This is a genomic window from Methanobrevibacter curvatus (assembly GCF_001639295.1).
GTDB classification, from domain to species: domain Archaea; phylum Methanobacteriota; class Methanobacteria; order Methanobacteriales; family Methanobacteriaceae; genus Methanoflexus; species Methanoflexus curvatus.
Map to the genome: position 1 here is coordinate 1 of NZ_LWMV01000175.1, position 19,588 is coordinate 19,588.

The following is a 19,588-nucleotide window of genomic DNA, read 5'->3' on the forward strand; positions in this document are numbered from 1 at the left end:
AAAAAAAGAAATATCCTTAAAAATTTAGGAAAAAAACTCAAAAAGAAAGTTTTGACCATTTTGCAAAACCAAAATCTACTAAATCCCCCACCAGAAAAACTACACAAAAAGGTTTTGCCTTTCTCTCACAATTCTTTATTATTTCCACTAGTGCATTTCAATCCCAGTAATGGTCTGATTTTAATTACAAGTGCAACAATAGCAAGAACAACTAAAACAATATTTCAATCCCAGTAATGGTCTGATTTTAATATGTCTCATGACCATTTATTAACTTGGACATATTCATTTCAATCCCAGTAATGGTCTGATTTTAATAAATACAATCCCTGTTACATCTTTACCATCATATTCATTTCAATTATATTTTCTCCCCAATATCAGGAATATCTGTATAGTTACATCTTTACCATCATATTCATTTCAATCAGTTTTATCTAATCATAAGTCTACATGTGTAATCTGGTTACATCTTTACCATCATATTCATTTCAATAAACTCATCAATAATTAAAACCCCATTATTAGCCAGGTTACATCTTTACCATCATATTCATTTCAATCCCAGTAATGGTCTGATTTTAATTGTGTCAACTATATTTTTGTGTTGTTTTGTGTGCAATTTCAATCCCAGTAATGGTCTGATTTTAATTTATTTAAAGAAAATAAATTATTAATATTATTATTTCAATCCCAGTAATGGTCTGATTTTAATATGAAACTAATAGTTATTTTCCAAACTTATGGTGCATTTCAATCCCAGTAATGGTCTGATTTTAATAATCTTTTGTATAATCGAATACTGTAAACTTCGGATATTTCAATCCCAGTAATGGTCTGATTTTAATATTGAGTTAAATCCACAATTGTATTATCTTTTTTTATATTTCAATCCCAGTAATGGTCTGATTTTAATGATAAGAATATCCACCCATTCTTATCAATTTTTATTATTTCAATCCCAGTAATGGTCTGATTTTAATATATTTTTGAAAGAGACAATTATACATGTCTTAGTTGATTTCAATCCCAGTAATGGTCTGATTTTAATTCAAACCATCTCTCTTTTAAATCATCAAAAGAGGAATTTCAATCCCAGTAATGGTCTGATTTTAATTTTATTAAATCTGAATTTGAGAGTTTTAAAAAGTAGATTTCAATCCCAGTAATGGTCTGATTTTAATATTAATTTTTATTTTATTGTGTTGTGTTCTTGTTTGATTTCAATCCCAGTAATGGTCTGATTTTAATTTTGTGGTTTTCTGGTTGTGTGTGTGTTGTTGATTTCAATCCCAGTAATGGTCTGATTTTAATATTATTTATTGGTAATTCACTAGGAGTTGGAGATTGATTTCAATCCCAGTAATGGTCTGATTTTAATCTATTTACATCTTCTATTATGTACCATAAACCTACATTTCAATCCCAGTAATGGTCTGATTTTAATAGTCATATTGATATTTGGTTTATCTCCATTATTATAATTTCAATCCCAGTAATGGTCTGATTTTAATTAGTTCTCCTAAGATTAATCTACATTGAACAAGTAATTTCAATCCCAGTAATGGTCTGATTTTAATTTTTTTTGTTTATGTTGATGTTCTTGTTTGTGTGTGATTTCAATCCCAGTAATGGTCTGATTTTAATTTTGTCAAGAATGTTGGGACGATGATGATATTCCTATTTCAATCCCAGTAATGGTCTGATTTTAATTTTGTTGAAAAAAATGAGAATACAAAACTTATAGATATTTCAATCCCAGTAATGGTCTGATTTTAATGTTTTAATTGTTCGGCTAATGTTCTTATGCTTTTTATATTTCAATCCCAGTAATGGTCTGATTTTAATAATACTAAAGGACAACAATAAATAATACTATTAGTATAATTTCAATCCCAGTAATGGTCTGATTTTAATTTTAAATTAACAATTTCCTCAATTTTATATACAAATATTTCAATCCCAGTAATGGTCTGATTTTAATACACCATTAAAGCTTATGGTGTTGCAAATATTAACCATTTCAATCCCAGTAATGGTCTGATTTTAATTCAGAAACCTGTTTTAAAGTATAACCACCTAATAAATTTCAATCCCAGTAATGGTCTGATTTTAATTCATCAGTTGTTAATGTTCCGAATTGACAACCAGTAATTTCAATCCCAGTAATGGTCTGATTTTAATATTGGTACATTATGGAATGCTTATTATGCTACTGGTATTTCAATCCCAGTAATGGTCTGATTTTAATTTTGAATCAGCTGTAACAGTATAATTTGTAGTATATTTATTTCAATCCCAGTAATGGTCTGATTTTAATTGATATAAAATTATATTTTGATGAGGATTTTGAGGATTTCAATCCCAGTAATGGTCTGATTTTAATCAACAAAAAAAATTGAATACTAAAGGACGACCATAAGATTTCAATCCCAGTAATGGTCTGATTTTAATCACGGACATAAACATACAATTAAAGCTTATGGTATATTTCAATCCCAGTAATGGTCTGATTTTAATTAATTAAAAATTTCCTCATGAGCATAAACTGCTTCTAAATTTCAATCCCAGTAATGGTCTGATTTTAATACTGGCTTTCTTGATTCTTTCACGGTCAGCTAAAACAATTTCAATCCCAGTAATGGTCTGATTTTAATGAAATACTGGGAGGAATTATATAATTTTATGTATTAATTTCAATCCCAGTAATGGTCTGATTTTAATATATTCATAATTTTTAAAATTATACATGAAGAAAATACATTTCAATCCCAGTAATGGTCTGATTTTAATGCCAATCTATTGTTAATTTATTTATTTTAGCATTGTCATTTCAATCCCAGTAATGGTCTGATTTTAATTATTTGCGGGTATGGTTATTGTTGCTTGTGAGTTTATTTCAATCCCAGTAATGGTCTGATTTTAATTCATCATCTAATTCCCCCTTAATCTCCTACTACTCGATTTCAATCCCAGTAATGGTCTGATTTTAATTAATTAAGATATTAGGGCTAAAAGTCATATTGATATTATTTCAATCCCAGTAATGGTCTGATTTTAATTCACCAGAATCACTATTATTTATTTTAGCATTGTCATTTCAATCCCAGTAATGGTCTGATTTTAATTTATGGTCGTCCTTTAGTATTCAATTTTTTTTGTTGATTTCAATCCCAGTAATGGTCTGATTTTAATTTACTTTTTGTTACTTATTATTTTGTTGTGTTTTTAATTTCAATCCCAGTAATGGTCTGATTTTAATAATATTTTTGTTATAATAGATATTAATATCGTATAATATTTCAATCCCAGTAATGGTCTGATTTTAATTAGCTCTTGGATATAATGTTGATTCTGCTCTAATTGGATTTCAATCCCAGTAATGGTCTGATTTTAATATGATTTCATTATTTAATAAACATTTTTATTACGATTTCAATCCCAGTAATGGTCTGATTTTAATATGTTATTGAAAGAGATTGCATTCATGTTTTAGTGGATTTCAATCCCAGTAATGGTCTGATTTTAATGTATTTATTTGAAGAAGGGGAGTTATTCCTATTCTTATTTCAATCCCAGTAATGGTCTGATTTTAATAAAAAATATAATTTTAAAGAATCTTTTGATGAGGATAATTTCAATCCCAGTAATGGTCTGATTTTAATGATAGATGAAGAGGAATTTTTTAAAAGAGTTTCACTATTTCAATCCCAGTAATGGTCTGATTTTAATTAATGCTGGGTTTTGGTTTATTTATAGCTATTATTAATTTCAATCCCAGTAATGGTCTGATTTTAATAACATACCAACCTATTGCTTGACCATAATTATTCTTATTTCAATCCCAGTAATGGTCTGATTTTAATATAATTATCACTACTTAAAAGAACATTATTTCCGACATTTCAATCCCAGTAATGGTCTGATTTTAATAGGTTGGAATTTTGCTTCATTAAGCCTAATTCCATTACTATATTTGTAGTTTTCATACTTAAATTTTGCGATATATGATAATGTAATTAGTTTATATGAAACAACGATTGTATAATAATATTATTGTTTCTCAAAAAATAAAAATTAATTATTTATTAATCTAAAAAGCTAAAAATTGTTTGTGTAATATCATTTAAGGCATTTTAAGCAGTGTTTAACCTAAAAAAAGAAAATAATAAAAATATTTGCAATAAAATTATCAACATTTAATATAATAAACGATAGATTAATTAAACGATAATCTTATTTTTAAAGATTTGAAATAAAGTTTTAGGGATTTGAAAGTTTTTTACAGTATTTCTCCAATAGGTGATTTTTCGATTCCAATAATTTCTTTTTTCATAGCATTATCAGTTCTAAACTTGTATATTATAATGGAATCTTCATTTTCATCTACTATTTTTTTTAATTCTGATAGAATGTAGTTATATTCACTTTTAGTAACTTCTCCTTCAAAAACAGAATTTTGAATCCAATAAAGGTTTTGTCTTAGAAAACTTTTAACTTTATTAACTCTTTCAACTTTAATATCATAAACTATTATCAAATACATTGTATCAACCTTTAAATTTTACCACCATATTACAAAAGGATCATATTTTTTTGTTCCTAGAATATGTTTAACTAATTTATAAGCTTCTAATCTTATCAACCTTCTATAAGAAACATTTCTATTTAGATCTCTATGCTTAATTGTTTTTTCAAGTCGTTTATTGTATTCTTGAACAAATTTGGTTCTTCCTTTTTCATTTAAAAGACAACAATTTAAATCTTGATCAAAATCTTTTTTAGTTATCATATTTTTATTTACAAGATAAAAAATTAGTCTATCTACAAATATAGGTTTAAAAATTTCGCTTAAATCTAAAGATAAAGAGAATCTTCTCTCTGAAGGTTCATGGAGAAATGAAATAGTTGGATTTAATTGAGTATTGTAAATTTCTGTTAGTGTTGTTGAATACATCATTGAGTTTCCAAAACTTATTAATGAGTTAATCATATTTTTAGGAGGTTGACGGCTTCTACCTTCCATTTTAAATTCTTCTGGAAGAATTTCATCAAATTTAGTGTAGTATTCTGCTCTAATTCTTCCTTCAACATTCATTATTTCACTTATAATTTTACATTTTTTTAAATCATTTAAAGTGTATTTGATCTTATTATCAATTTTGTAGTAAGCTAAGACTTTCATTATATTTTTTGCAGATCCTTCAACAAAAAGCTTAGCTAATTCTATTCTTTTCATGCTATTTAGATAAGTTTCTGCTTGTTTAACAACTAAATCACCTGAAAGAAGTGTTTCTCTTGGATAAAAGCTACCATTATAAAAACCATAATAATTAAAAAAATGTATAGGTATTCCAGATTTTGCAAACAGGCTGATAACTTGTGAAGATATTGTTATTTGACCATAAGCATAAATAGAATAAATTTTGTTTATTGGAATTGGCTTTTTACCTTTTTCATTAACAAAATAAATAGTATTTTCTTTTCTTTTTAATATTCCGTCTGATAGAAGATAATAATTTTTTTTAGGCATATTAACACCTTTATATAACTGTATATGAGTAATAATTAAATTAACATAATACTTGTGAGATATTAATTAATTTAATTATATTCATTTAATGAGTCTTCTAATGTTTTAAGTTGACATTTAATATCTCTTGATTTAAATGCTACAGCAAGTAATATAACTTTTTTGTTTTGATAAGGTTTGTAGTATTCTTTTTTCACAATCTGATTAAATGCATTTTCAATCATATCGTCCAGATTATCATTTAATGAGAATTTAAATTCAATGATCAGAACTAAATTTTTTTGTTCTAAAATAGCATCTAGTCGTCCTTTAATTGTTTGTATTTCGCTTTTTATTTCAAACCCAAGAAGTTGAATCCAAGACATAAATAATATTTTATAATAAGCTTCTGATTCTTTTTTAATATCTCCATAAAGGATATTAGGTATCTTATGTAGTAAAATTTCAAAGGATCTTTGGAGACTTTTACTATCTAATTTTATAATGTTTGTTAACATAGTTTTAGTCATAGGAATCAAAGAATCAGATAATTGATTAGTGTATTGGCTTAAAATATAGCTAAATAATGAATCTTTCACTTCTTTATTTGGTATAGCTATTAAATATTGTGAATATTCATCATCAAATAGCTCTTCTTCTTTAATTGTCAAATATCCAGTTTGTAAAAGAACTGTGGTGAAATCCAAATTTTCAAGGTCAAAATTTGGGAAATCATATAGGGCAATTTTTTCATTAGTAAAAATATCTAAATCTATATCTGATTTTTTAATTAAATCTACTAGAACTTTTGGTGTACCTGTTTGTGCCCAATAATTAGAAAATTTTCCTGTATCTAAAAAATTTAATATTGAAAAAGGATTGTATAAAAAGTTTTTTCCATCCCATGAGTAACCATTGTACCATTTTTTAATATTTGATAGTAAATTATTTTCTGTTGTTGCTTTTTCATTAGCTATTTCTTTAATATGGTCTTTAAACTCTATTTCAAGCTCTTGTTGACTATAACCACAAATTTTTGCATATTTATGATGGACAGTGATATCATTTAGATTATTTAACTCTGAAAATATTGAAGTTTTTACAAATTTACTAACTCCTGTTATAAGAATAAACTCAATATATGCATCATTTGCTTTTAAAACTTGATAGAAATCCCTTAAAATGTCACGATTCTTTTTAGCTATTTCAATATTATCAAGATGACTATTGATAGCTTTATCATATTCATCAATTAAAATAACAACTTTATTGTTGGATATTTTATATATTTCCTCAATTAACTCAGCAAACTTAGAAGTTAATGTTTTACTAATAATATCAATTGAATAATCTCTAGCTTTTTGATTTATAAAGTCTTCTAAAGACTTTTCCAGCTGTTCTGGATTTTTGTGAGATATATTTCCAAAATCCAATTTAATAATAGGATAATTTTTATCCCAATCCCAGTTATCATATATAAAAAGTCCTTTAAATAACTCCTTATTTCCTTTAAATATCTCTTCTAATGTAGATATAAGAAGAGATTTACCAAATCTTCTTGGTCTTGATAAAAAATACAAGTTCCCAGCACTTAACATTTCATAAATATATTCAGTTTTATCAACATAAATACAATTATCTTCAATTATTTTTGAAAAAGTTGATATTCCAACCGGTAATTTTTTCATATAACTCCCCACAAATTATTTATAAATATATAGTGATTACATATAGATTTTTTTAATATTAATAAATCTTTTAAATCGAATTCCACATTTTACACCCAACAAAGCTCAAAATAAGCACATTTTCTACATATTCTTAATTTTTTAGGTTCGGGAATCTCTGAATTTATTATATTATGCACATTTTTGATTATTTCTTCAATTTTTTCTTCTTTTTCTTTATTTAATTCAAACTTAACTTTTTTTCGGATTTTAGGATAATCAATATATCCAATAATATTGTCTATGTCTTTTTCATTTTTTAAATAGTACATATAATACAATAATTGATATTCATGGGATTTTTCCATTGTAGGAGTCTTTTTAACTTCATGAATTTCTATATTTTTTCTTTTTTTAATAAAGTCTACATTAATAAGATTATCTATTAAATAGTCTTTTTCTCTTTTGTAAGTATTTTCATGGAGTTGTTTGCCTAATGAAACTGTGTCAGATTCTTGTTCCATTTGGATATTATGTGAAAAAAGCCATAATTTGGTTTTACAAATGAAATAGTAATTAATTTGGGAACCATTTATTTTTTTATTTTTATTAATATGTAGTGTTTTCATGAAAATCTTCAGATATAATTTTATCTATCCCATATTTACCTATTTTTTTTGCATCATCATTACTTAAATCATCCCAAACATAAAATTCTTTAAAATCAAAAGTTCCTCTTCCCCAAAAATTGACTTCCTTTTCAAGATAAATAGGAACATTTATAGAATATTCATAAAGAATCTTTTTTAAATCCCAAACATTTAATTCATATCCAGTTTCAGAGATTTTTTCTATCATTTTTTTGTAAGAATCTTTATCTTTAATGGAATTTATTAAAACTTTTTTGAAATCATCACTATATTTATCTTCTAAATCTTGATCTAATTCGATTAATTTAAGAATAATGAGCTTTTGCCCAGCAATATTTCTAAAAAGTCGTTGTGCTTGGCTTCTTTTCTCAACAGAAAAATATTTTAAATTATTTAATATCTTTTCTATTTTTTCTTCATAAATATTTTTTAAGGTCTTTTCTTCTATTTTACTTTCAAAAACTTCATTAAGAATACTTCTTTCCTCATTATAGTTCAAAACACCATCATTTTCATGTTTTTTTAAAGTATGGTATGTTTCTTTTAGAACTTTATAGTCATAAATAAACTTAGTGCTTTTATCTAATACTAATTCATTACCATTATTTAATCCTGTGAAAATAAAAATATTAGTAGAACCATTGTAATCTTCAGGTCTATTTCTATGTACTCTACCCCATCTTTGTATTTGACTATCTATTGTAGATATCTCTGTTATCATAGAATCAAAATCAAAATCCACAGATGCTTCAACTAACTGAGTAGAAACAACAATTATATTTTCACTATCATCTAGCTTCTCTTTAATTTCACTTATTCTTTTACTTTTTTCTAGCTCAGTCAAACGAGAGTGTAATAAATATATCTCTTTTTCTTTTTCCAAATCACAAAATGTATCAAAAAGATTAATAGCTTTCATAACATTGTTAACTACAACAAGAACACTTTTTTCAGATAATTCTTTCAAACATTTTGTTAATTCTTTTTTGTTTATATCTGAATTTTCATTAATAATTAAATCTTCAATTAAAGCTATTTTATGTCGCCTTAAATTAAAATTCTTAACTTTACTCTTTATATCATCACTCAACTTTGCAACATCAATGATTTCATAATTTTCACCAAAGATGCTTTCAAAAAATTTTTCAAAATATGGGGGAAATGTTGCAGTAATAATAAGGATTTTTCCTTTTAATTTGTGCACAATTTTTAGAGTTTGGATAATTATTGCAGACATTTCTTCATTATATGTTTGTATTTCATCAATGACAACTGAAGAAAAGGGATAAGTTGAAACAACTTTATCAGAACCATAGTAATTTAATGAAGTTAAAAATATCTGATCAGGAGTACTTAAAGTAATAGGATTAGATAACATCTTAGCAGATGATAACATTTTTTCAGTATCTAATTTTTTATTATCCTTTTCTTCTTTAATATACTCAATAAATGCTGTGGAATGTAATAAACTAACAGAATCTTTTTCAAAATAGCCTTTTTTAGGGTCAGAAAAACGCACAAATAAATCATTCAAAGCTACTCTTAATGGTAATGTATAAATTAGTTTTCTTTTATTTCTTTCAGACCACAATAAAGAGAATTCTGTTTTACCAGATCCTGTTGGGGCTATTAAAAGAACTGATTTTTCAATATCAATATTTTTTATAATTTCTTCTTGCCATAATGAAGAAGTTGGAGAAATGATTTTATTGATTTTATCTGATAGTCCATCAAAAGTCTTATTCAAATCTCCAGATTCAATCTCAATCCCACCACTTGCAGAATAATCAGATCTTCTAAGAAACCCTAATAAAACAATGAAGTCTAAATCTATACTATCATTATCAAGATCATAAAGTTTAATAAAATCAGATATGTCATCATCATGATCATTTATTTTTTCAAGTAATTTGTGTATGTTTTCAAAATCAATGTTATTTTTTATAAAGTCAATTGCAGATTTAAGTGTTTCAGAAGAATTATCTTTAGATAAATGATAAAAAAGATCATTAATAAATTTTTCAATTTGTGATTGATTATTTTTTAGAAAGTTTAAATAATCAATAATTGAAGTTTTATATTTATAAATAATTTCCATTATATCCTTTTTATCACTGAAAAATTCATTGTAATGATGAAGCAAAACTATAGTTCTTATTTTTTGGCTTGTAGAATCATTATTTAATAAAAATGTACTCCAAATAACAGAAAGTATCTCATGACGAGGAAATTTTATAGAATAATTATTAATATCTTTAAAAAATTTATTTAAAAATTTCCATTCCTCAGTTTTTCTATCATTCTTTTTCCATACTTGATTTTGAAAAGAATAATCCACTTTTCCAAGATCATGTATTATAGAGGCGATAGTGATTTTTTTAAAAATATTGTCACTTAAATCATAGCTAAATGAATTTTTATTGTCAATTATAAATTTTTCAAGATCTAATGTTCTTTTTACTGTTTCTTTAAGATGGTCTTTAAGGAGATAATTTTCATCATCTAAAGACTTTGCTCTTAAAATATTGATTAAATTATATTCCATTACAACCACCCATAATCTTGAGGGATTTTAAAAATCAAATTTCGCTCATCATTTATTTTATATTTTTCTACTTTAACTTCATTTTCAAGATATAAATTCTGGTTTAACCCAGTGTGAATCACTGTTTCAAATTCTGTAAATCTTCTGGTTGAATCTCTGAGTTCTAATTTATTTTTAATTATTCTATCATTATTTTTAAAAAGCACTTTTGTTGGAATTGAATATACTGAAAAATCTGAACCTTTAATTGGAAACTTTAAGTCTTTTGATTTATTATTTAATTTCATGTAACTAGGTTGATTCAGCCAAATATTATTTTTTACTGAACTTACATTACATGAAATATTTTCTTCATGATACAAGTTTTTAAGGAAAAAAATATCTTCACTTCTGCCTAAATATGGAATTTTAGTAGGTTTTTCTAGTGCATTTCTAATATTTTCAATTATATTTTCCTTTCCTTTAATAAATATAAACAAATGACCATTAAAAAGTTCTTGTTGTGATACTGGACTTCGTTGTGATTTAATTCCTTTGTTATATAAAGGACGTTTTTGATTCCATAGCTTAACTTTTCCTTTATAATTCATGAGTTTAATATCATTAGGAGAACTTTTAATCAAATTTTGATAATTCCAAAATAAACTCTCAAAACCCCCATGAATACTAACTTGTAAATCAAAAAAACTCACATCATAATAATTATTAGTTATATTTTGAAGCATTCCAATGATAGTTGATTTTGGTGGCAATGGATATGACTGTCCATAAAAAAATGTAAATGGGTTCCTATATTGTGCAAAAGGTTGGAATAATTCTAAAATTATAGTTTTAGTCATATCATTTCTCCATATAATTAATTATTTTTTATATGTTATATCAATATTAGGATCATGATATAGTTTCAAGTTACATAGTTTTTCATTTTTATTATTGTTTAAGAAATTTTCAATAAATGTTAATATTTCTTTTTGATCATAAGTTTCAAATTCATTATTCTCTTCGATTCCTATTACTTCAAATGTAGGTTTTTTTGATTTAGTTATTTTATGTTTAACTTTTACAACTCTTTTTCCATCAGAACTTGGAATTTCTTCAATTTCATCATATTCTTCTTTAGTATATTCATCTAAAAGACAAATTCTGTCTTTATATGTTTGATAAGGATTATTTTCATATATTCCAACAATCATTAATTTAGGGGACAAATCTTCGTCTCTAGCTTTTATAAATCTTTTAAGATTCATTATAGATTGTATTAGTTCTTTGATTCTATTATTCCTTTCTTCATTCTTAATAGAAAAGCTAAAAGTATATATATTATCAATATTTGACATATTATACTGAGATTTTTCAGTGAAAATGTCTGATTTTTTGATTTCATATTTCTCTTTACTTTTACCTGAGCCTTTTTCAGCATGTATGGTTAAATCATCATTAATTTCTGCAATCTTCCACTTTCCTTCATTATTTTCTATTTCACATTTACTTTTATCAACATAAACCTCAAGTTCTCCAACATTATCTACATCGATAACAATACTATACTGATAAAAAGTTTCATGTTCTTCAACAACAAACGGGTTAGGTTCTAATTTTCCTTTATATTTCCTAACACGATTTGCAAGACCTATATTAGCATTAAATAGTGAATCATAATTAAATGGAGTCAGTGAAATAGCATGTCCTATTTTAACTGGTGCAGTTCTAAAATTCTGAGGTGTGGTACTAGTAATTAAATAGCCAAACAAATCAAATTCAGGATAGTTTAAAATTTCACCTGAAAATAACAAATCATTTGAAAGTTGTATAACTTTTGAATCATCACTATTTCCTGCATTAATAAGATCTTTTCCATCAACCAAATCCCATTTATAAAATTCTCTTGCAGTTTCAAGTAAACTATATCTGAGAGCATATCGGCTAACTAAAGTATGTTGTTTACCATCCCATTTAGTAATTTTTTTAAGCTCTTGATAATTTCCAGATCCTTGATCATAATTAAGAGATCTCCCATAAAATACTATATCTAAAACAATATATTTTCCCATTTTAATACCTTCAATTTAACTAGCCATTATTCCCATAACAATAGCATAAGCAACATTTTCAAAATTTTTTTCATTTAAAGGATAAATCGTTTTCAATTTTTCAGCTAATTTCGCCACATTTTCATCTGAATCTTTACTATTTAAGGTTCTTAAAAAAATATTGAAAAATTCATTTTGGTTATCTATTTTAATAAGATTTAACAATTTATAAACTAGTTTTTGTTTATAATTATCAGACCCTAATTCTTTAAAAACTTCAGTACTATAATATTTAAGATCTTTAAGATCTTTTCTTGACATTACTTTCTCAGACATATATTCACCATTAAATTAATTGCTAAATTATACCAATAATAATTGCAAGAGCATAATTATGCCATGTTCTTTCATTTTTTAGAATATAATTAAAAATATAATCATTTAAATATTTAAAAATATTATTATCCTTATTATTATGAACACAATTTTTTAAAAATATATTCATAAATGTAAAAGCATTATTTTGTTTTAGGGAATAAATAAGTTCTTTTGAAATCTTTTCTTTTTGATCGTCTGGGAAGAATTTTGATGCACTTTTACTTGAGGAATACATTTTTTTATAATTTTCTTTAATTTTACGTACAGAATCTCCTAGTTCTAATTCAAAAAAAGAATTAAATAAATAGTTATGGGTACTGTCATGATTAATTGAGTTAGTTATTTCAACATCGGTAGATAAAGCATATAATAAAGAATGGTTATGTGATTTAATGGTTTTAGGTTTACTAATTTTTAAAATAATATGGTTTAATATGTGAGGATATAATGGTTTATTTTTAATTAACTCTTCAATTAACCAGATATTTGGTGTTTTACTATTAGTTGTTTGAATTTTATTATTCAATGATTTTCTAATAACATCATCAATAAGAATATTAGCACGGAATTTATCAATATCCATGAACATTACATTAATTAATTTTTGAGTTTTATAATTTATATCCTCATATTCGATTACATACATATTTTCTAAAGCAAAATTTGATTTACTCTCAACTAGTTCATCAATGATTAATGACCAAGTAATTTTAAAAATTGAGTTTTTATTTTCAAGTTGGTTTTTTTTAACATCAATTTTTTTATTTAAAGAATAGCATGTATCTAAATTATTAATATAAAATAAAATATTTTTTCCTGCAACATATTGAAATGATCTATAAAATGATAGAGCTAGTAAATAATATGGAACTTCCAAATTTAATCCTATTTCAATAGTTTCAGTCATTAAAGGTAAAGTGTAGGCAATATTAGAATACTTTTTATTAGAGAACTGAAATGGGTTTATGGTTGAATCTGGAAACATTTCATGCCCATCATTTTCATATTTAATGTTTTTCATTTTTTTATAAAAATTTTTTTCAAAATTATCTATTTCATGGTCCTTTAATGAAAATTCATTTTTTAATTTAGCTAACAATTTCTTTGGTTTTAAAAATTGATTATTTTCAAAAAAAGCGATAATTTTATGAGGATCTATTTTTAAATCATCACAAAAACTTAAAAATTTTATGAAAATTTTTAATTCAACATCTTTTTCAACTTCTTTAAGCTTTTTTAAATCAGAAATTCCTTGGGTTCTATGATTTTCTAATTTCTTTCTAAAATTATTAACATTCTTTTTAGTTATTAATTTTTTATCTTTTAAATTGGTTATAGTATTTTCATTAAACTGGAATTCATCAGATACTCTATCCATAATTCTTCTATCTTTTATATGGTTTTCACAATAAGAAATGAAATAATCTACAGATAGATTATATTCTTGACAAATTTTGATAATATTTAAAAAATTAAAATCTATTATTGTTGCAAAAGATTTTACTAAATTTAATAATTCATAATCTTTTTTTAATATTAAAAATAAATACAAAAATGAATAAAATAATCCTTTTTTTGGATTAACAATGGAAAAATTTGAATGATCTTGAGGTTTAATTAATTCAAAATCTTCAATAAGAACATCCAGTTCATTTCTAATGTTTAAAAAAAAATTATTTTTATTTTCCAATATTTTATCTGATAAATTAATTAAATCACACAATAACTTCTTTTTTTCATTAGACAATTCTTCTTTAATCTTATCTATTTCAGTTGTATAATTATTAATATTATTGTTAAAAATACTTAGGTTAGACTTATCTTTTTCAGACACATTATCTTTATTATTAATTTTATCAATCTTCTTTTTATGATCATTAATTTTTTCTTTTAATCCATTTTCCCTTTTAATGCTTTTTCTTACTTTTGAATGATAAAATAAATAAGCAAATGGAAAATATACATAAAAACATTTTTCAGAATTTTCATTTATCTGTTGGTTTAAATTATCTAAATCCCAACCATAAATTTCTTCCATCAGATTTATAAATCCCATAGTTCCACAATCTATAAACCAGTTACCTGTGAAACATAGCTCAGATTCTATCATATTATTACTTCCTAATCATCCCAAATCCCATACTATTCTTTTCACCCAAACCACAATCATAAGCAAATTTAATCAATTCTTTATCTCCTTCAAGATTTAAATCCATCATAAAAGCTCTGTGGAAAGTTTTCATATCTCCTTTTTCTATTGTTATTCTTTTTCTTTTTACAAATTTCATGTCTGAACTTATTTTTATATCACCTATCTTAATTTCTTTGCTATAAAAGTCATTATATTTTTTTATCAAATTATTTTCTAGATTAGTATAAAATTTTTGATCTCCAGGACTTAAATCCCATGGTTTTAGTTTTCCATCTACTTCTTTTTTTATTCTTGCAATAATTGGAGAAATTGTTTTAACATTAGCTTCATTTTCAAATTTAGGATTAGCTAATAACTCTACTTTTTCTACAAATAATTTTTCTCCTTTAAAACTAACAGTTAAATCATCTAGGTATCCTTCTACTAAGCTTTTTATTAAATGATCATTAGGAGATGAAATTTGAAAATCAAATTCTCCATTTTTAGAAATGATTCCTTCTTTAACTATTTTTCTTTGTTTAATATTTAATTGGGAAAATGTAAAGAATTTAAATGTTTTAGAGGAGTGTAATTTACTAGCTAAATCTAAATCAGCAATTTTACTATACACTATTGATGAGATAATATGATTGTAATTAAAAGGTATGAATAGGCTATTTTTCGATTTTAAAGATATTTTCAATCTCATTTTACTATCCTTATGATTTAAATGTTTTCCCTATATACTTTAAATTTTTTATACATATATATCAAATTATATTTTTAATTTCTATTTTTATTTAAGAATAATATATTATTTAACTCTTTCGCTTATATGCTTATCCTATAGCAAATAAGTTAAATGGATGATGCTCCTTTTATTTAATGATGTATTTATATAGTAGAAAATACATAAATCTTAATGTAAATATAATTAATTTTGTTTTTGGTGATTATTTATGGGTAAAAGAGGTCCTAAATCTAAATTTACAGATGTTCCTTGTCCAAATGAAGAATGTGATGATTATGGTAAGGTAAATAATGAAAATATTGTTGGGAATGGAACTTATATGACAAAGAATGGTAAAGTTCAACAATTTAAGTGTAAAACTTGCAATAAAAGTTTTATTTCTAATTCTAATACTATTTTATATGATTTAAGAACAGATGAAAACACTGTGTTTTTAGCTTTAAAAATGATTCTCAAAGGAATGAGCTTAAGAGGAGCTGCAGAAACTTTAGAAGTTAAATTAGATACTGTTCGCCGATGGCTAAAAATTGCAGCAGAACATAGCGAAAAAGTCAATAAAGTTCTAATGAAAGACTTAAATGTGGATAAAGTAGAACTTGATGAATTATGGACTTTTGTTAAAAAAAAACGTTTCCGGGAATGGACTGTAAAAGAGAAGAAGAAAGATGGGTCTGGTTAAGCTTTGATCCCAAACACAAAATAATTTTAGCAGCCCATCTTGGAGACATGACCCAAAAATCATCAGACGAAATCATAAAACAAACATCCGAAGTTATTAACGAAAATAACCTACCATTATTCGTTACAGATGGAAGAGAATACTATAAACATTCATTAATAAAGAAATACAGCGAAACCATACAACCAAAAACCATAATAATAAATGGAAAACTTCAAAAACCAATTTTAAAACCTTTTAAAGAATTAAAATATGCACAAGTAATTAAAACAAAAAAAGACGGAAAACTAAAAAGTGTAAAGAAAAAAATCATTTTTGGAAAAACAGAAGAAATAGACAACTCAAAAATCTCAACAACACTAATTGAACGTCAAAATTTAAATCTAAGACAAGACAACAAAAGACTAACTCGAAAAACAATATCCTACTCCAAAAAAGACGAATGGCTACAAAAAGCCTTGAACCTATATAAATCCACACATAATTTCATAAAACCACACCATTCACTCAAAAAAAAGAATATAAAGAAAATAAGAAATAATGTATGGAAAAAATATGATAAAATAACTCCAATGATGTCTATAGGATTAACAGACCATATATGGTCTTTAAAAGAGTTTTTAACATATCCTTATCATAAAATATAATTAAATAAAAGGGTCATTATCTAATTTAAATTTATAAAATTATACAACTGTATTTTTACTAAAATAGCATTATTTACTATTAAATTTAAAATTTTAAGGGATTTTAATCCATATATTTTCATGAATTTTCAGACACCCTGTTTTGTATAATTTTTTGTCTGCATCTTTTTTAGTAAAGTTCCATTTTATTTTGCTTTTATTTTTATTTCTTTTTTCGCACCAAGCTTTAGTTTCGCTTTTTTAAAATAATGCGAATGTTTTTACGACTTAAAGTTTCAAATTCATCCTTTTCATTCAAAATTTCTGCAATTAATCTTAAGATCCAGGTTTTTCTACCTTTAGGTGGATCGCTACATGCTAATGCAATTATTCCCATTTCTTCTCGAGTTTCATATTTTTTAGGTTGACCTGAACACTTTTTATCATGTAAAGCAATTTCTAAACCATTTTTCAAATATTTATTTTTAATTCTACTAGTTTTGACAAAGATTTTGATATATTCGAAGACATAGTAAGAATCCATTAAACTACAAGGTTAGGAAAATGACAAAAAAACAAATCCTCACAATATTTTTTCTGATACTTTCATGTTATTGTATTGAAAGTTTATTTTTTTATTTTTTTGATGTTTATAATTAATATTATTTTGTTTTTAGATATTCATTGTTATTTCATTATTTGATCTTTTCTATTTGATTCAAGTAAAAATATTCAATAAATAACACTATAAACTGTATATATGCCTATCAGTGGGTCTGATTTATATGAAATAATTAAGAGTTTAAGAGATTCAAGATGTTTTGAAATAAATATATCATGTTTTTCTAAAAGTACAGATGAAATCAGTTTTAATCTTTAAAAAAACTTAATAAAATCCTTATATTTTAATTTAAACTATTTTCCATAAAGCCAATTTTTAATGATAGTAAATATTGTGGATTTTCTTTTATTGTTAAAATTAAAACATTAACTTTTAAAATATTATTTTTAAAGGCTAAATAAATTGTATTTTTATAAAATATTAACACAATAGACTCTAAAATACTAAATAATATACCAAGCATCTTCAATTTTTTTCAATTATCAGACACTCTGATACCTATAATTTACTCAGTTTTTTTAGAAACAATAATAAATTACTATCTAATTATAAATGCAGTATTTTATATAAAGTTCAAATAGTGTTGATGAAAAGTAATGCGGGTTTAGTGTTTTTTTACATAGCATTTATATATTACTTATGATATATTACTATATATGCGGAAAGAACAAACGACATTACACTTACAAGGAAAAACTATATACATAGTAACCGCAAAAGGAGGGTGGAGCTTAATAATAATGCCTGATAAAATAATATTGGACAACTACCACAACAAAGGAGGGCATATACACCCAGAACCAAAAGAACACAAAAAAGAAATAAAAATAAAACACGATACACAAAATGAAAACTTAAATGTACTTATAAACCATATTAAAGAAAATAATGAATTAATGATAAAAGAATTAATTGAGGAGTTGAAATAAATGATTATAAGTTTAATTAAAGAACAAAGCACAAAAGAATATGATGAACAAATGAAAAAGGAATATGGAAGTATGGAAAAATTAGAAAAACTATTAGAAAAAACACCTGAAAACACATTATATTTTGACTTACAAAACTGGAAACTTTTACTAGAAAACCCAGAAGAACCCATAATAAAAAAAGAAGTAATAATCACTGATAAAATAAGCATAGGGGAGAATGAAATACAAATATTAAATATTATAAAAAATGAAAAACCAAAATCCGTAAGAGAAATAGCCTTAAAAATAAAAAAAGACCCAGCTAATATTAATAACAAAATTAACCATTTAGCTAAAGAAGGATTAATTAGCTTCAAAAAAGGGTTAAAAAATAGTAAAATCCCAACACTAACTTATGATAAAATAGAAATAGCTATTTAGAATATTCACTATTTTTCAAGAAATTCTAACAATTTATCTAATTGTTCATCACCTTACCCTGCAATAATGAAAAAACTAGGATATTTTTAAGACAATGTAATTTTCATATTTTTTATTTAAGTATAGTATTTTGATAATTTTTTATCAGCATTTTCTTTAGTGAAATTCCAGTTTATTTTACATTTATTTACATTTATTTCATTTCTGTAGTTCTGATAAGCTGTAGTTTCTTTAATTAGTAATTTTTTGTTACTTATTCTTCTTCCAGTGCATTGTGTGTCCATTACATTAATTTCAATTTCGGCAATATTAAGCCAGCTGGCATGTTTTGGAGTGTAATAAAAAGTTACTTTGCTTATCAACTCTATGGCTTCTTTATGTTCAAAATTTTCAAGAATAGAAAGATAAGTGTGAGTATTTAAGTTATCCATTATAATTCGTAGATGTTTAGCATCAGAATACACATCATTAACTAAATATTTGATGTAATTAGCAAAATCTGCTTTAGTTCTTCTGTTTGTAACTGTTATGTCTCTTTTTCCGCCTTTAAAGTCAACGGCGACAAAAATATTGGCTGTTCCATTTCTACTGTACTGATAATCATATTTTTCAGGACTTCCAGGTTTCATCGGAATTTTATCCACA

Annotated in this window: 16 protein-coding genes and 2 CRISPR repeat arrays; of the genes, 4 read left to right on the plus strand and 12 right to left on the minus strand. The window is 24.6% G+C overall.

Annotated elements, in window-relative coordinates; all coding sequences use genetic code 11:
• The first annotated feature begins 154 nt into the window (after nucleotides 1-154).
• Nucleotides 155-319: direct repeats of the CRISPR family, unit length 31 nt; unit sequence ATTTCAATCCCAGTAATGGTCTGATTTTAAT.
• 2,912 nt (nucleotides 320-3,231) lie between these two features.
• A CRISPR array of direct repeats spans nucleotides 3,232-3,933; the repeat unit is 31 nt; unit sequence ATTTCAATCCCAGTAATGGTCTGATTTTAAT.
• 349 nt (nucleotides 3,934-4,282) lie between these two features.
• The 10 genes from cas2 to cas6 all read right to left on the minus strand — a co-directional run bounded on the left by cas2 (nucleotide 4,283) and on the right by cas6 (nucleotide 15,622).
• A complete protein-coding gene (cas2, locus tag MBCUR_RS05910) occupies nucleotides 4,283-4,546 on the minus strand; it encodes a CRISPR-associated endonuclease Cas2 (protein ID WP_067091506.1) in 264 nt (87 codons plus the stop codon).
• A gap of 18 nt (nucleotides 4,547-4,564) precedes the next feature.
• Nucleotides 4,565-5,533, minus strand: a complete 969-nt coding sequence (gene cas1b / locus MBCUR_RS05915; RefSeq protein ID WP_067091509.1) for a type I-B CRISPR-associated endonuclease Cas1b — start codon at nucleotides 5,531-5,533, stop codon at nucleotides 4,565-4,567.
• Between the two features lie 71 nt (nucleotides 5,534-5,604).
• Nucleotides 5,605-7,200 (minus strand): ATP-binding protein, encoded by a 1,596-nt coding sequence (locus MBCUR_RS05920; RefSeq protein WP_067091511.1) that lies wholly within the window; start codon nucleotides 7,198-7,200, stop codon nucleotides 5,605-5,607.
• A gap of 89 nt (nucleotides 7,201-7,289) precedes the next feature.
• Nucleotides 7,290-7,808: a CRISPR-associated protein Cas4 gene (gene cas4, locus MBCUR_RS05925; protein ID WP_067091514.1), complete on the minus strand. Its 519-nt coding sequence runs from the start codon at nucleotides 7,806-7,808 to the stop codon at nucleotides 7,290-7,292.
• On the minus strand, nucleotides 7,789-10,374 hold the full coding sequence (locus MBCUR_RS05930) for a CRISPR-associated helicase/endonuclease Cas3 (protein ID WP_067091517.1): 2,586 nt from the start codon (nucleotides 10,372-10,374) through the stop codon (nucleotides 7,789-7,791). Before MBCUR_RS05930 ends, cas4 begins: the two co-directional genes overlap by 20 nt.
• Nucleotides 10,374-11,213, minus strand: coding sequence for a type I-B CRISPR-associated protein Cas5b (cas5b, locus tag MBCUR_RS05935; protein ID WP_067091520.1), 840 nt, complete (start codon nucleotides 11,211-11,213; stop codon nucleotides 10,374-10,376). Before cas5b ends, MBCUR_RS05930 begins: the two co-directional genes overlap by 1 nt.
• Nucleotides 11,214-11,234: 21 nt before the next feature.
• Entirely contained in the window at nucleotides 11,235-12,425 is a 1,191-nt protein-coding gene (gene cas7i / locus MBCUR_RS05940; RefSeq protein ID WP_067091523.1) for a type I-B CRISPR-associated protein Cas7/Cst2/DevR, read from the minus strand.
• Nucleotides 12,426-12,440: 15 nt separating this feature from the next.
• The gene (locus tag MBCUR_RS05945) at nucleotides 12,441-12,740 is read right to left on the minus strand and encodes a hypothetical protein (RefSeq protein ID WP_067091526.1); all 300 of its coding nucleotides are present in this window, start codon (nucleotides 12,738-12,740) and stop codon (nucleotides 12,441-12,443) included.
• Nucleotides 12,741-12,762: 22 nt separating this feature from the next.
• Nucleotides 12,763-14,892: a hypothetical protein gene (locus tag MBCUR_RS05950; protein ID WP_067091528.1), complete on the minus strand. Its 2,130-nt coding sequence runs from the start codon at nucleotides 14,890-14,892 to the stop codon at nucleotides 12,763-12,765.
• Between the two features lie 4 nt (nucleotides 14,893-14,896).
• Nucleotides 14,897-15,622, minus strand: a complete 726-nt coding sequence (gene cas6, locus MBCUR_RS05955; protein ID WP_067091531.1) for a CRISPR-associated endoribonuclease Cas6 — start codon at nucleotides 15,620-15,622, stop codon at nucleotides 14,897-14,899.
• A gap of 250 nt (nucleotides 15,623-15,872) precedes the next feature.
• Between cas6 and MBCUR_RS05960 the strand changes: the two genes are divergently transcribed.
• Both MBCUR_RS05960 and MBCUR_RS10060 read left to right on the plus strand, forming a co-directional pair.
• Entirely contained in the window at nucleotides 15,873-16,343 is a 471-nt protein-coding gene (locus MBCUR_RS05960) for a helix-turn-helix domain-containing protein (RefSeq protein ID WP_067091535.1), read from the plus strand.
• Nucleotides 16,304-16,990: an IS1 family transposase gene (locus tag MBCUR_RS10060; protein WP_084269554.1), complete on the plus strand. Its 687-nt coding sequence runs from the start codon at nucleotides 16,304-16,306 to the stop codon at nucleotides 16,988-16,990. Before MBCUR_RS05960 ends, MBCUR_RS10060 begins: the two co-directional genes overlap by 40 nt.
• Nucleotides 16,991-17,216: 226 nt before the next feature.
• Here the strand turns inward: MBCUR_RS10060 and MBCUR_RS05970 are convergent, their stop codons facing one another.
• Nucleotides 17,217-17,513, minus strand: a complete 297-nt coding sequence (locus MBCUR_RS05970; RefSeq protein ID WP_067091538.1) for a helix-turn-helix domain-containing protein — start codon at nucleotides 17,511-17,513, stop codon at nucleotides 17,217-17,219.
• A gap of 734 nt (nucleotides 17,514-18,247) precedes the next feature.
• On the opposite strand from MBCUR_RS05970, the gene MBCUR_RS05980 reads away from it, so the two are divergent.
• Both MBCUR_RS05980 and MBCUR_RS05985 read left to right on the plus strand, forming a co-directional pair.
• Nucleotides 18,248-18,520, plus strand: a complete 273-nt coding sequence (locus tag MBCUR_RS05980; RefSeq protein ID WP_157077692.1) for a hypothetical protein — start codon at nucleotides 18,248-18,250, stop codon at nucleotides 18,518-18,520.
• Nucleotides 18,521-18,943: an HVO_A0114 family putative DNA-binding protein gene (locus tag MBCUR_RS05985; RefSeq protein WP_067091546.1), complete on the plus strand. Its 423-nt coding sequence runs from the start codon at nucleotides 18,521-18,523 to the stop codon at nucleotides 18,941-18,943. It abuts the gene before it with no gap.
• A 116-nt stretch (nucleotides 18,944-19,059) separates the two neighbouring features.
• Here the strand turns inward: MBCUR_RS05985 and MBCUR_RS05990 are convergent.
• Nucleotides 19,060-19,588: IS630 family transposase (locus MBCUR_RS05990; protein WP_211265131.1), on the minus strand; the 529-nt coding region annotated here is incomplete at its 5' end.

Coding starts and splice junctions, on each gene's coding strand:
- cas2 (WP_067091506.1), bottom strand. CDS start 4,546: ATGTATTTGATAATAGTTTATGATATTAAAGTTGAAAGAGTTAATAAA.
- cas1b (WP_067091509.1), bottom strand. CDS start 5,533: ATGCCTAAAAAAAATTATTATCTTCTATCAGACGGAATATTAAAAAGA.
- MBCUR_RS05920 (WP_067091511.1), bottom strand. CDS start 7,200: ATGAAAAAATTACCGGTTGGAATATCAACTTTTTCAAAAATAATTGAA.
- cas4 (WP_067091514.1), bottom strand. CDS start 7,808: ATGAAAACACTACATATTAATAAAAATAAAAAAATAAATGGTTCCCAA.
- MBCUR_RS05930 (WP_067091517.1), bottom strand. CDS start 10,374: ATGGAATATAATTTAATCAATATTTTAAGAGCAAAGTCTTTAGATGAT.
- cas5b (WP_067091520.1), bottom strand. CDS start 11,213: ATGACTAAAACTATAATTTTAGAATTATTCCAACCTTTTGCACAATAT.
- cas7i (WP_067091523.1), bottom strand. CDS start 12,425: ATGGGAAAATATATTGTTTTAGATATAGTATTTTATGGGAGATCTCTT.
- MBCUR_RS05945 (WP_067091526.1), bottom strand. CDS start 12,740: ATGTCTGAGAAAGTAATGTCAAGAAAAGATCTTAAAGATCTTAAATAT.
- MBCUR_RS05950 (WP_067091528.1), bottom strand. CDS start 14,892: ATGATAGAATCTGAGCTATGTTTCACAGGTAACTGGTTTATAGATTGT.
- cas6 (WP_067091531.1), bottom strand. CDS start 15,622: ATGAGATTGAAAATATCTTTAAAATCGAAAAATAGCCTATTCATACCT.
- MBCUR_RS05960 (WP_067091535.1), top strand. CDS start 15,873: ATGGGTAAAAGAGGTCCTAAATCTAAATTTACAGATGTTCCTTGTCCA.
- MBCUR_RS10060 (WP_084269554.1), top strand. CDS start 16,304: ATGGACTGTAAAAGAGAAGAAGAAAGATGGGTCTGGTTAAGCTTTGAT.
- MBCUR_RS05970 (WP_067091538.1), bottom strand. CDS start 17,513: ATGGATTCTTACTATGTCTTCGAATATATCAAAATCTTTGTCAAAACT.
- MBCUR_RS05980 (WP_157077692.1), top strand. CDS start 18,248: ATGCGGAAAGAACAAACGACATTACACTTACAAGGAAAAACTATATAC.
- MBCUR_RS05985 (WP_067091546.1), top strand. CDS start 18,521: ATGATTATAAGTTTAATTAAAGAACAAAGCACAAAAGAATATGATGAA.